A 12,372-nucleotide genomic window follows, 5' to 3' on the forward strand; every position below is an offset into this window, starting at 1 on the left:
ACGAAAAAGTTACATCTTTTGAGCAGTTCAAATGGACAGGCATTTATGCTGCCGAAGATCATCCGTACCGGCATACACCGGTATAAGGGAACAGGAGTGAGAAAAACGCAAATGGCTACACAGTACAGAAAAGCATACGTCCCGGTTACGCTGGATGTGGACAAGGAGGGGGCAATCCTCCCTCGCCTTATCTGGTGGGACAACGGTGTGATCTTTCAAATCGACCAGATTCTTTACAAATGCCGCGCCACATCCAAGAAGGTTGGGGGCGGAGGCATCCGTTACACAGTTCAGATTCGCGGAAAGGAGTCATTTCTTTTCCACGAAGGAGACAAGTGGTTCGTCGAAGCAAAGGAGGACAACTGCTCATGATTTTATCCCAGCGCCAACTTGAAGAAATTGCAGCCTCAACAACAAAGGACTTCAACCGGTTCTTTTTCGGGGATGAGGCTGACAAGCCCGACCGACCAGCTTTGCCAACGCCCATCGATCAGTTTGCAAAGAATTATCTCGGTCTTCGCGTATCATTCGCCCGTCTCTCGCCGGATGGAAGCATCTGCGGTGTCACTGCCTATGCCGACACTGAGTACAAGATCACGGAGCTTGGCATTACGCGCACACTGGCTTTGAAGCGTAATCAGGTCATCTTGGACGAGAGCTTCATTCTATCCGGCAACGTGCAGCGGCTATGCGCCAAGCGCAGATTTACCCTTGCCCACGAGTGCGCCCATCAGATTCTCTTCCAACTGGAATCGGAAGAGGTAAAGGCATCCTGCGAAATGAGATATTCCGCACGGACTGCTTATACGCCGCGAGAGCTAAAAACCCGTGAGGACTGGAACGAGTGGCAAGCAAATGTCTTGGGCGCGGCAATCCTGCTTCCTCAGAAGGAGGTTGACCTGGCAATGCGTCGGTTTGCAGAAACGCCGCTGATCAATTACGAGGGGAGGTATTCGTATGGTGATCACTTAACGCTGCGCCTTTTCTGCCGGTTGTTCGGTGTCTCCAAGACAACGGCATCTATCCGCCTTCGTCAGCTCGGCTACATGGTAGATCGTCCATTCAGTGAGTATGTTGACCCATTGGAGGTGTGGTAATGAAGAAAGCATCCATTCGGGTTCAGGAACCGACGCCGGAGCTGACCGAAAAAATCCGCAGGGCAAGAGTTGCCATTTCCCAGCAGAAGCCCCGATACCTGAAATGTCCGTATTGTCAGCATAATGCCATTGCTGTCTACGAAGACACGAGAGGTCATGTAGAATCCAAGTGCAAGAAATGCGGGCGGATCACAGTCTTTGATGTGCTGAATATGAGAAGACTGCGACCGCGTACCAAGTAAGAACCAGAGGACAAGCCTCTGTTCTAAAATAAAATATATGTCATAGCTGAGCTGTGGAGCCGCCTGATAGGTGAAGTCATCCTAATGCCGCATGAGACAGAGTTTAATTACTCTGTTTTATCGGCATGGGATTCAAACCTCACCGTCATGCGGCTCTTTTTCTGTCTTCACCCTTCCCGCTGCTCCCGCGCAGCGGAAAGGATGAACAATGAAAACACCTAAGACCCCTATCGAGTTCGACTACGACATCTGGACTACGGAGGACGGCAAGTGCATGGTGCGCGTGAAACGAACCGGCGAAGTTTCCGAGGTTGACCGCAAGGTTATGAGAATCCTTCGCGCAGAGGAAAAGCGGATCAGACGCTCGTATGGCTCTGACAACAGCTCTGAGGATGAGGACGGCGCAGAGAAAATATCTGATACCGTGCTGTCCCTTGACGCTATGCCGGAGGACGATGTGAAGTCCGCTGCATGGCTGGCAGACTCCCGCGACTGCATGGAGGAACTGATCACCGCCCTCAAAGAGAAGGAGCTTCTTTCCATTCTGACCGAGAAACAGCGCGAATTGTATCTTGCGATGACCCGTGAAGGACTGACTCTTCGAGAGTTTGCCCGAAGGAAAGGCATCGGCATCAGAGCTGCATTTGACCTCAAAGCAGCGGTGCAGAAAAAATTTCAAAGAATTTTTTGAGCGGTACTCAACAAACGGCAAAAAGATGTCCGTTGTAAAGTGAAAGGGTCAATCAGACCACTTCACTGCTCCTTGAAAACTGAATAGTTCAGTGCTGCGGATCTTTCCGCTTCTGCGAAGCAACACAGCTTCCGACGCCAAGACCTCCCGAAAGGGAGTGAGCGACCTCCGGAGAGCTATAACAGCCGTGTGGTGCGGCTGCTTGCGACGATGCAGATGCCGGGTATAATGATACTTCCGTCTTTTCTTTGAATGGGCGGCTCGGAGCGATCCTCGGAGGGGTGAGAGTCCCATGATACCGATTAACCGTTGGTAGTCCGCAGCATTCCCGGAACTGCAAAGTTCTTCTGGCAGGGGCGCGAGCTGCAAATATGCCGGACAACGAAACAAACCCAAAAGAAACTTACTATATAGTTTCAGGATGAAAACTATGTGGCAGAGTGTCTTCACAAGATGCTCTGTCATATCCTTTTGTCCTGAATAGTTCTACGAAACAGGAGGTGCTTAGAATATGATGGGCATTGAAACAATGAAAAACGTCAGCCCGAAAACGGTTGACCGAAGCACACTCGTTCAGAGAAGCAGCGTCCGGCTTGATCCTGCGGCACCGCGAGAGGACAGGCTGAGGGAGTTCATCAAGCAGATCAGAAATCCTTATTGTTATCTGGACGGGAAGACAGTGGTGAAGATCAGCTTCGCCGAGACGGACACGACGATGGAAGAGTGTCTGGAACACTATCTGAGAGGGCTTTGATTTATGAACAGTCTGAATCTTTTCACCCGGTTCTATGGACAAGCGATTGAGCCTGTGGTATAATGAAATCGGTCAAAAAAAGAAGAATACGGATTAAGCCGCTTGCCCTGATGGTCATGTGGCGTTTTCGTGTTCCTCTTCATAAGAGTTGAAGCAAGCCTTCGTCTTTCTGATTTGATGTACCACACCAAACAGAAAAACGGAGGTTATTTTTATGCCAGACAAGGTTTACCGCACGGCGATCTATTGCCGTCTGTCCCGTGAGGATGGAGATAAAGTTGAAAGCAACTCCATCGCCAGCCAGAGAGCCATCTGCGAGGACTATATCGCAAGACATGAGGATTTGGAGCTGGTCTGTGAGCCGTTTGTGGATGACGGGTACAGCGGCGTTTCCTTCAATCGTCCTCAATTCAAAAAGCTGGAAGAGGCAATCCGCAAGGGTGCGCTTGACTGCATTGTGGTCAAGGATCTCAGCCGCTTCTCAAGAAACTACATCGACGGCGGGCGCTACATTGAAAAGATTTTCCCGCAGCTCGGCATTCGCTTCATCGCAATCAATGATGCGTATGACAGTCTGACCGGTGATCCGCAGTCCGACTCCTTTGTTATCCCGTTCAAAAACCTGATTAACGATTCTTACTGCAAGGACATCTCCATGAAAATCCGAAGCAGTTTGGAAGTCAAGCAGAAGAGCGGTGAGTTCGTCGGCTCGTTCGCGCCTTACGGCTACATGAAATCGCCGGAGAACAAAAACCAGCTCATCGTGGATGAAGCGGTCAGCGAATATGTGCAGATGATCTTTTCCATGTACAAGGACGGCTTCTCCATCGGACGTATTGCAAAGCGTCTGAACCAGATGGGCGTCCTGTCCCCAATGGAATACAAGCATTCCGCCGGTGTGAAGTTTGATACCGTCTTCAAGACCAGCGATACCGCAAAATGGACATATAAAGCCGTCCAGCGTATTCTCACCAACGAGGTTTATATCGGCGTTCTGGCTCAGGGCAAGCGAGGCACTCCCAACTACAAAGTCCGCGTCGTGAAAAGCAAGGATGAATCCGAGTGGGTCAAGGTTGAAAATGCGCATGAAGCTCTTGTGTCCTACGAGGACTTCATGGCAGTCAAGGTCATGATGCAGCGGGATATGCGCTGCTCACCCGATCAGGACGAGGCGCATCTGTTTTCCGGCTTCCTGTTCTGCGGAGACTGTCAGCAGCCAATGATCCGTAAGACCGTCCCGTCGAAGACAAAAAAGTATATCTACTACGTCTGTTCCACCAATAAGCACAGCCGGACGTGCAGCCCGCACAGCATCGCCGCAAAAGAGGTTGAAGAGAAGGTCTTCCGTGCCATTCATGACCAGATCGAGCTTGTCATCAATCTGGAACACGCGCTTGCGATGATAGAACGGCTTCCGTCTCAGAGCCGCAAGGCTTTCAACTATGAAGCCCAGATTGCCAAAATCAAGGAAGAGATTGAACGGTACCAAAAGCTCAAGCTGGGGCTTTACGAAAACTTCATCGGCGGCGTCATTGATAAGTCGGAATACTTTGAGTTCCGAAACAGCTACACCAAAATCATTGAAGACAAGCAGGAAGCACTTCTGCGGGTCAAAAAGGAAATGAAGCAGACTGTCACAACCGGAACGACTGAGCGGAACTGGGTAACGCTTTTCAAGCAGTATGAAAACGTCGAAGAGCTGAACCGCCGTGTGCTGATGTCGCTGGTTGACCGCATTCTGATTCACGAAAACCATGCAATCGAAATCGTCTTCAAGTACAAGGACGAATACCAGCAGACGATTGAATACGTTCTCGGCTATGCCGACGAACTGGATATTGCCGTATAAAGGAGGGATGAGCAAATGGCAAGAAAAAGCAGAAAGCAAATTGCAGTCGAAGAGCCGGTTATCGAATCTGTCTCTTCCGAGGTCTTCTCAACAGCCATCTATGCCCGTCTTTCCGTTGAAAACAGCGGCAAGTCCGAAAAGGTGGATGTCATCGCAAATCAGATTGAGATTTGCAAGTCCTACATTGCAGAGCGTCCCTACCTGAATCTGATAGATACCTATGTGGATAACGGACGAACGGGTACGGTCTTTGATAGACCGGAGTTCAACCGTCTGATGAACGACATCCGCACCGGCAGGATCAAGTGCCTTGTGGTTCGTGATCTCAGCCGGTTCGGGCGTGACTATATTGAGGCAGGAACCTATCTGGAACGGGTCTTTCCGCAGATCGGGCTTCGGTTTATCGCCATCAAAGAGAACTACGATAACTTTGATGCGGACGGCTCCGGCGAAAGCCTCATCATTCCTCTGCAAAACATGATCAACACCCTTTACTCGAAGGACATCTCCCGCAAGGTTTCCACTGCGCTCAAGGCACAGATGGAAAGCGGAGAGTTCAAGAAGCGCAATCTCCCGTATGGTTATCGCTGGGATGAGGAACATAGCAATATGGTCTTCGATGAGGAAACCGCGCCGATTGTCCAGAAGATTTTCCAATGGAAGATTGAAGGGCTGTCTCTTCCGGCGATTGCAGACCGGCTTGATGCAATGAACGCACCCAACCCGGAGTTTCAAAAGTATCAGGTCGGCGTCCGCACAGGCAATGCTACGGCAAAGAAGATTTGGAGCAAGTCTTCACTCACTACCATTCTGGATAATCCCCATTACGTCGGAGATACCGTTCTCGGACGGACGCTGAACGCCATCTACAAGGGCGTCAAGAATCAGCACATTGACCGTGAGGAATGGATTGTTTTTCCCAATACTCACGAGGCGATTATCTCCCGTGAGGACTTCCAGAAGGTACGAGAGCTGCGCGACGCTGCTGCAAGGACAAGGGTTGAGAAGATGGCGCGCACGGAGGAAATCCGCGCTACGCTGATCAATCTCTTTGAAGACAAAATCGTATGCGCGGACTGTGGCAGAAAGCTCTATTTCCATCGCAAGCGCGTTGATAAGCGCAAGGACGGCGCATGGTACGCCTTCTATGAGTGCAGTTCATCCGTCAAGCGCGGCAATCTCTGTACGCCGCACTATACGCGGCAGGACAAACTTGAAGCCGATGTGCTTGCGGCGATCCAGCTTCAAGTCAAGGCGGCTCTCGATTACGACAAGCTGCTTGCCAAGCTGAGAAACAGCGAAGGCGAACGCAGCATCCGCGATCAGCAGAATGCGCTCATTACAAGCCTGAATCTGAAGCTCAGCGGTATCTCCAAGAAACGCACCCGGCTCTACGAGGACTTCACGGAAGGCATTCTCGATGAAGAGGAATACGCCTTTGCCAAGAAAGCCTACGATGAGCAGTATGCCGACCTTTCCCGGCGGTTGGATGAAGCGGTTCAGCGGAAGGTGAAGTTTGCCGAGGCAATGTCCGAGGACAACAAGTGGCTCACGCTGATGAAATCCGTCAGCGGTGCAGAAAAGCTCTCTCAGGAGTTGGTTGACGAGTCCGTAGAGCTTGTGAAAGTCCATGAGGACGGCTCAATCGAGCTGGTCATGAAATACGGCGATATTTACGCTCTGACCGTTCAGAGTATCAAGGAAGTACAGGAGGCGATGTAAATGAGCAAGGAATACAACATCGGCATCTACATCCGCCTCTCAATGGCTGATGAAGATACCGGCTATGGCAGCAAGGCGGAAAGTGACAGCATCGGCAACCAGCGTATGCTCATCAACCGCTTTCTTGACAATCATCCGGAGCTGTCTCGCTGTCAGCGGTCTGAGTTTGCGGATGACGGTTATACCGGCACGAATTTTCACCGTCCTCAGTTCACGCAGATGATGGAGAAGGTCAAGCGCGGCGAAATCAATCTGATCTGCGTCAAAGACTTTTCCCGCTTTTCTCGTGACTACATTGAAACGGGAAACTATCTGGAATGCACTTTTCCATTCATGGGCGTCCGCTTTATCTCTATCAATGACGGCTATGACAGCGACGATTACAAAGGCACAACGGGCGGTCTGGAAGTGGTTATGCGCAGCATCATCTATGCGGCATACAGCAAAGACCTCTCCGTAAAGACCACATCGGCAAAAATCCAGATGATGAAGCAGGGTAAGTATGTCGGTGGCTACGCTCCATACGGCTACGTCCTGCATCCCTCCATTCGGAACAAACTTGCCGTAGACCCGGAGGCGGCTGATGTAATCCGTCGTATTTTCCGCGAGGCTCTGGAAGGCAGCAACACCTCTCAGATCGCCCGCAGCCTGAACGATGACGGCATCCCGACGCCGGGGCAATACTTCAAGAGCAAGCATCCCGACAAGAAGAAGTTCAGTAACATGAGCGAGAAAATCAGTTGGGAAACCGTGATGGTCTATAACATCCTCAAAAACCTTGTTTACACCGGAACACTGGTCAGCCGCAAAATGAAGTCCTGCGGTGTCGGCTCAAAAAAGCGTGTTGTCAATGAGCCGATCATCGTAGAAGGAACCCATGAAGCCATTGTCAGCAAGGAAGACTTTGAGCTTGCTCAGAATGTCATTCGAGCTGGAGGACGGAATCCCACGCGCAAGCAGCATGACTATCCGCTCAAGGGACTCGTCCGCTGCGGAAACTGTAAACGTGCTATGACGCGCCGAAAGAACAAGGCTGGCATTCGGTACTTCCAGTGCATTCACTCGGTCAACAACGGAAACACAGACTGTCCGATTGGCAGGAGCTTTCCAGAAATGGATATTGAGAAGGTTGTCTTCCATGCCATTGCTCAGTTTCTCGCTTTGGCACAGAAGGAAGCAGTCCAAAACCGCGAAGTCGGTGATCTTCGGAAATCTGCCATCAAGGAATGCGCTGATAAAATCCGCACTCTGCAAAAGCAGAATGAGCAGCACAAGGCGTCCAAGCTGAGGCTCTACGAGAAGTATGCTGCTGGGAGCATTACGAAGGAGGCGTACATTCAGCAGAAGGCGGCAGCGGATGTGAAGATTGCTGAAAACGATGGAGTAATCCAGCGCAGTCACGAGCGGATGAAGGAGCTTGACTCCGAGACCGCCTGTTCAGATGAAAAGCTGGATGCGGTCTGCGAACAGTACGCCGACTGCAAAGCTCTGACCTATGAGCTGACCCACGCATTCATTTCTGCGGTCTACATTTACGATCTTGACAACATAGAAATCGTCTGGAAGTTCAAGGACTTCCTCACTACATCAGAAGGAGAAGCCAAATGAAAGTATTTCTTTATATCCGCGTTGCCTGTGCGGATCAGCTTGCGGCAGCAGACCAGCGGGAAGAGCTGGAACGCTATGCGAAGGACAAAGGCTATGAGGTGGCTGCTGCGATGGCAGCAGACGGCATCTCCGGCGTCCATACGGAAGGTATCATGAACTTCCTGCTGAACGAAGCCAAGCGTCAGGACATCGGTACGATCCTCACCCGTGACACCTCACGGATTAGCCGGGACACTTCCTCTTTCATAAGGTTTGAGCGAAAGTTCAGGGAGAACGGCATCCGGTTCGAGTATCTGTCCAAGCCTGACAACGAGCTTCCGGTCACTCCAATGAAGGAGGCGTTTGAGACGGCGTATAAGAAACGTCGCACAAAGAACGGCAAAAGAGCATAGAGAAAACGCAAGCCGTTCACGGGTGGTTGTCCACCTATGAACGGCTTGTAAATTCTCAAAATTTTTTTAGTCCCTACTTGACACAAGAAGACCTTTCCCGTCTTGGCAGAAACTATCTGAAAACGGGCGAACTCATAGAGATTGTATTTCCCGAAAACGGAGTACGCTATATCGCGATCAACGACGGAGTTGACACAGCGCGGGAGGATAACGAGTTTACCCCCTTGCGGAACTGGTTTAACGAGTTTTACGCCCGCGACACAAGCAAGAAAATCCGCGCAGTTAAACAGGCACAGGCGCAAAAAGGCGAGCGCGTCAACGGGGAATATCCATACGGCTATATCCCAGACCCGAACAACCGCCACCACCTTATACCCGACCCGGAAACCGCGCCGATTGTCAAACAGGTTTTCGCTATGTTTGTTAGCGGTGTGCGTATGTGCGAAATCCAAAAATGGCTTGCGGAAAACAAAGTCTTGACGATTGGAGCGTTGCGCTATCAGCGTACAGGACAGGCGCGGTATCAGCGGGCAATGATCGCCCCCTATACTTGGCCGGACAAAACGCTCTATGACATATTAGCAAGGCAGGAATATTTAGGGCATACCATAACCGCGAAAACTCACAAGGTATCCTACAAGTCGAAAAAGACCCGGAAGAACGAAGAAGAACAACGCTATTTCTTCCCAAACACCCATGAGCCGCTTGTTGACGAGGAAACCTTTGAACTTGCGCAAAAGCGGATTGCTACCCGCCACCGCCCGACAAAAGCAGCGGAGATTGATATTTTTTCCGGCTTGCTGTTTTGCGCTGGTTGCAGACATAAGATGTATTACCAACAGGGCGTAAATATCGAGCCGCGCAAGTTTTCCTATTCTTGCGGCGCATGGCGCAACAGGGCAAGGACAGGCAGCGAGTGTACCTCTCATTATATCCGCAAAAACGTACTTCTTGATTTAGTGCTGGAAGATATGCGGCGGGTTTTGCGGTATGTTAAGGAACACGAACAGGACTTTATCTGTAAAGCTACCGAGTACGGCGACATGGAAGCGAGAAAGGCATTAGCGCAGCAGCAAAAGGAACTTTTCAAAGCACAGGCGCGTATGACCGAACTTGACACGCTTTTCCGCAAGCTGTATGAGGACAACGCATTAGGCAGACTGACAGATGAACGGTTTGTGTTTCTAACTTCCGGCTATGAGGACGAAAAGAAATCCCTTGCCGCAAGGATAGACGAGTTACAACAGCAGATCGCAACCGTTACCGAGCGAAAAAGGGATATATCAAGGTTTATTCAGATTGTCGGGAAATACAGCGACATACAGGAATTGACCTATGAAAACGTCCATGAGTTTATCGACCGTATTTTGATACATGAATTAGACCGGGAAACCAACACCCGGAAAATCGAAATCCATTACAGCTTTGTCGGACAGGTTGATACCGAGCAGGAGCCGACGCAAGTTGTCAACCATGACCGCCGCAACATGGTAGATGTAAAAAGTATCGCTATCTAACCTCAGCAAAGCAAGTACCACTAATGCCATCGTCCGTGAAATGGACAATGTTCGTAAACCCCTGCCGTGCGGCGAACTCCTCCAACATAGCCTTTTGATTGGAAATGGAATTGCTCTCACGCTGCTGGTCATCATCTTTGCCAAAGTCATCACGGCTCAGTCGTTCGTACAGAGCTGTGATTTTCTCGTTTTTTCTCATCGCTTGCGCTCCTTTCTTCGATTTTAGGTTATGTGTTCTAAGAGACTTCTCAACCGCTTGATTAAGAAGTCTTTTAGAGCATACAACACCGGAAACAAGCAATAGCGTTTTCTTCTGCGATTAAATATATAGATGAGCAGATCGGTGAGGGCGCGTAGTGAAGCAAGGCGAGCAGAAAACCAGATCGGCAGGATTACCCGGCGGATTGGTTTTCTGCATGGAGTAGGAGAGCGGAGGAGGGAGGTGGAAGCGAGGAAATGGAAATAGATATTTCGAACGTCTTGACGGAGAGCGGCTTACACTAAACGGGTTAAATTGAGTCTGGGTGCCTGAATATTGAAATTAAAAAAGCGTATTGATGTAAACGGCACGCTTATATTGGGAGGCGCTGTTTTTATGTGACTTCCTGAATTTTGTTTTAATAATTTGAGATGGATGGTATAGCTTGAGATAGACTGTGTTTCACAAAAATAATTTAGGGGATGAAATAGATTATCAAAATTTGCGTCGCAGTAAAGAATATAGACCCCTCGGAGAAGATTATAGAGAGAGGGGCCTGCGCACTGGGGACCCGAGCGAAACGGCCAATTGTTATCACCTGTAAGGGGATGTGTGGGGTTTTGCCGGAAGGGGCCGGGGACACTGAGGAGTGTGCGGCCTGTATGCCCGCCTTACGAGCAGAGGGTGATCTCAGCTCCACCGAACCATTGGGAACAGAGGTGGGCCGGTTGTGATACTCTACGGAGGGTGAAAGAAAAAGCAGGCATAAAATCTAGACATATCAGAAACTGGGACGGAAAATCTACGGAAAACCAGCAGAGAAAACGACGGACCTTCACCCGAAAATCTGTGGAATTTGAGCCTGTCGGGTAGCGGAAAGAGTTGCTGTAATGTGCACAATCTTTGAGAAAGGAAAGACCTTATATGAAAAACAGGCCACATTGCTCTGCCTGACTTTTTCGGCCCCCATGCAGATCAATCTGGAGGTGACGCTGCTGGAACCCATCTGCCTGCCCCACCTCTGAGTGGCATGGCCGTCACCGCCAGCCTCAGCAGCCATGTGATGCTGAACCAGCATCTGCTGGAGGCGGTCATGGGGAAAAGTCCCTCTCTGCGGGTGGTGTTCTCGGCTTATAAGGACTTTACCTGCATTCTCCTGTGTCCATCGGAGAGCGGCGTGTACAAGTTCCCCAAAAGCGGGCGCATCAAGGACATCGCTTTCTCCCGCAGCCCAGTAGAGGCGGGTTCGCCCTGCCGGCCCGCTACACGGCGGCGCGGAATCCCGCACACAGCAGATAGGTGGGCGTGTTGGATACGCTAGTCCGGCCCGACGCCGGACCGGCGAAGTCCGGCAATCTGAGTGCCCGGAAAAAGAGAGACGGAAGGCGTGGGGACTGATGAGGAGCAGGGAGCGACACGAGAATTGGGTGTGCGTTTTTCACGTGTTCTTGGCATTCAGCCGGGAGGGCCTGCAGCGCAGCGGCGTCCGGCTGGTCCGGGAGGAATTTGCGAGAAACGTCGGTCCAGCCTGCTGGGAGGCGCCATGCACCTATCCTGCCTACGAGGTCTGCTGCAGCTGAACGTCCTACCGCGGGGTGGGGATCCAAGGGGTGATCCGGGAGATGTGCAGTCAGCGGACGGAGCCGCGTGGAGAGCGTCTCCCTGGGCCAACCCTAGTGTGAGCCCCAGCGGCCGGCGGAGTTCATAGCCCTGCCCTGAGGGGACCTCGCTAACGGCGTGGTCTTCTGGGACTATGTCACCCGACTGGAAGAGGAGACGCGGCGGCTAGTCCGGTGCTACTGCAGCAAGGAGATGAATGAGGAGTTCCCGGCCTGCACAGACAAGGATTGCAACGACCTGATCCGGCTGAATCAGGAGCTCCGGCGGGACATGGAGCGGTATCTGTCCATTTAGGGGACGCAGGTTTGAAACTTAATGGCTTCGTCTTTTGGCTCTGCGGAAACTGGCGAGGAACGGAGGACAGCTGCCGGGTCTGGTCGTTCCTGGACCGGGACACGGAGGTGTACGCAGTCCTGACAAAGTTGAAGGAAAACCTTTCTGCCTCCGCGACCAATGCGGCGGAGTCCCGCTGTGAACAGCTGTGCGAGGCGGAAAAAAGCCCTCCCCAGGCCAAGCCAATCGAGCACGATACCCGGTCCGTGAGCTGGACCTAGATTTTTGACCTGGTGTGGCTGGTCGGACTACTGGAAAAGCGTCTCCCAGGAAACCGTGTGCGCTTTGCTGGAGGTAGCCCCGTCGGAGTTTTCGGACTATCCCGGCCCGCTGATAGAACAGAGGCCC

Annotated in this window: 11 protein-coding genes and 2 pseudogenes; 12 read left to right on the forward strand and 1 reads right to left on the reverse strand. The window is 51.3% G+C overall.

Annotation, left to right across the window (positions count from 1 at the left end; translation table 11 throughout):
* Positions 1–111 precede the first annotated feature (111 nt).
* The 9 genes and pseudogenes from HMPREF1546_RS04995 to HMPREF1546_RS05040 form a co-directional block, all read left to right on the forward strand.
* Positions 112–372 (forward strand): hypothetical protein, encoded by a 261-nt coding sequence (locus HMPREF1546_RS04995; RefSeq protein WP_015564532.1) that lies wholly within the window; start codon positions 112–114, stop codon positions 370–372.
* Positions 369–1,097 (forward strand): ImmA/IrrE family metallo-endopeptidase, encoded by a 729-nt coding sequence (locus HMPREF1546_RS05000; RefSeq protein ID WP_021748078.1) that lies wholly within the window; start codon positions 369–371, stop codon positions 1,095–1,097. Before HMPREF1546_RS04995 ends, HMPREF1546_RS05000 begins: the two co-directional genes overlap by 4 nt.
* Positions 1,098–1,547: 450 nt before the next feature.
* Positions 1,548–2,030 carry a hypothetical protein gene (locus HMPREF1546_RS05010; protein WP_021748075.1) on the forward strand — a complete coding sequence of 161 codons (483 nt, stop codon included), beginning with the start codon at positions 1,548–1,550 and terminating at the stop codon, positions 2,028–2,030.
* 511 nt (positions 2,031–2,541) lie between these two features.
* Positions 2,542–2,784: a DUF6870 family protein gene (locus HMPREF1546_RS05015; RefSeq protein ID WP_008982978.1), complete on the forward strand. Its 243-nt coding sequence runs from the start codon at positions 2,542–2,544 to the stop codon at positions 2,782–2,784.
* Positions 2,785–2,998: 214 nt separating this feature from the next.
* Positions 2,999–4,633 (forward strand): recombinase family protein, encoded by a 1,635-nt coding sequence (locus HMPREF1546_RS05020; RefSeq protein ID WP_021748073.1) that lies wholly within the window; start codon positions 2,999–3,001, stop codon positions 4,631–4,633.
* Positions 4,634–4,648: 15 nt separating this feature from the next.
* The gene (locus tag HMPREF1546_RS05025) at positions 4,649–6,355 is read left to right on the forward strand and encodes a recombinase family protein (protein ID WP_021748072.1); all 1,707 of its coding nucleotides are present in this window, start codon (positions 4,649–4,651) and stop codon (positions 6,353–6,355) included.
* Positions 6,356–7,963, forward strand: coding sequence for a recombinase family protein (locus HMPREF1546_RS05030; RefSeq protein ID WP_021748071.1), 1,608 nt, complete (start codon positions 6,356–6,358; stop codon positions 7,961–7,963). It abuts the gene before it with no gap.
* Positions 7,960–8,355, forward strand: a complete 396-nt coding sequence (locus HMPREF1546_RS05035) for a recombinase family protein (protein WP_021748070.1) — start codon at positions 7,960–7,962, stop codon at positions 8,353–8,355. The genes HMPREF1546_RS05030 and HMPREF1546_RS05035 overlap by 4 nt, the downstream gene beginning before the upstream one ends.
* An 86-nt stretch (positions 8,356–8,441) precedes the next feature.
* Positions 8,442–9,872: pseudogene (locus tag HMPREF1546_RS05040) on the forward strand (recombinase family protein); the annotation flags it as partial.
* Between the two features lie 7 nt (positions 9,873–9,879).
* On the opposite strand, the pseudogene HMPREF1546_RS05045 reads toward HMPREF1546_RS05040, so the two are convergent.
* Positions 9,880–10,071 (reverse strand): annotated as a pseudogene (locus HMPREF1546_RS05045) (DNA recombinase); the annotation flags it as partial.
* 890 nt (positions 10,072–10,961) lie between these two features.
* On the opposite strand from HMPREF1546_RS05045, the gene HMPREF1546_RS19540 reads away from it, so the two are divergent.
* The 3 genes from HMPREF1546_RS19540 (at position 10,962) to HMPREF1546_RS05050 (ending at position 12,245) form a co-directional block, all read left to right on the forward strand.
* Positions 10,962–11,096 (forward strand): hypothetical protein, encoded by a 135-nt coding sequence (locus HMPREF1546_RS19540; protein ID WP_021748065.1) that lies wholly within the window; start codon positions 10,962–10,964, stop codon positions 11,094–11,096.
* A 712-nt stretch (positions 11,097–11,808) separates the two neighbouring features.
* Positions 11,809–11,985, forward strand: a complete 177-nt coding sequence (locus HMPREF1546_RS18715; protein WP_021748061.1) for a hypothetical protein — start codon at positions 11,809–11,811, stop codon at positions 11,983–11,985.
* Positions 11,986–11,996: 11 nt separating this feature from the next.
* A complete protein-coding gene (locus HMPREF1546_RS05050; RefSeq protein WP_021748060.1) occupies positions 11,997–12,245 on the forward strand; it encodes a hypothetical protein in 249 nt (82 codons plus the stop codon).
* Positions 12,246–12,372 lie beyond the last annotated feature (127 nt).

It is taken from the genome of Oscillibacter sp. KLE 1745, from assembly GCF_000469445.2.
Taxonomy (GTDB): domain Bacteria; phylum Bacillota; class Clostridia; order Oscillospirales; family Oscillospiraceae; genus Oscillibacter; species Oscillibacter welbionis.

What these genes read in the sequence shown, in the direction of transcription:
- HMPREF1546_RS05015 (WP_008982978.1), top strand. Translation starts at nt 2,542, where the DNA reads ATGATGGGCATTGAAACAATGAAAAACGTCAGCCCGAAAACGGTTGAC.
- HMPREF1546_RS05020 (WP_021748073.1), top strand. Translation starts at nt 2,999, where the DNA reads ATGCCAGACAAGGTTTACCGCACGGCGATCTATTGCCGTCTGTCCCGT.
- HMPREF1546_RS04995 (WP_015564532.1), top strand. Translation starts at nt 112, where the DNA reads ATGGCTACACAGTACAGAAAAGCATACGTCCCGGTTACGCTGGATGTG.
- HMPREF1546_RS05035 (WP_021748070.1), top strand. Translation starts at nt 7,960, where the DNA reads ATGAAAGTATTTCTTTATATCCGCGTTGCCTGTGCGGATCAGCTTGCG.
- HMPREF1546_RS05025 (WP_021748072.1), top strand. Translation starts at nt 4,649, where the DNA reads ATGGCAAGAAAAAGCAGAAAGCAAATTGCAGTCGAAGAGCCGGTTATC.
- HMPREF1546_RS19540 (WP_021748065.1), top strand. Translation starts at nt 10,962, where the DNA reads ATGTGCACAATCTTTGAGAAAGGAAAGACCTTATATGAAAAACAGGCC.
- HMPREF1546_RS05000 (WP_021748078.1), top strand. Translation starts at nt 369, where the DNA reads ATGATTTTATCCCAGCGCCAACTTGAAGAAATTGCAGCCTCAACAACA.
- HMPREF1546_RS05030 (WP_021748071.1), top strand. Translation starts at nt 6,356, where the DNA reads ATGAGCAAGGAATACAACATCGGCATCTACATCCGCCTCTCAATGGCT.
- HMPREF1546_RS05010 (WP_021748075.1), top strand. Translation starts at nt 1,548, where the DNA reads ATGAAAACACCTAAGACCCCTATCGAGTTCGACTACGACATCTGGACT.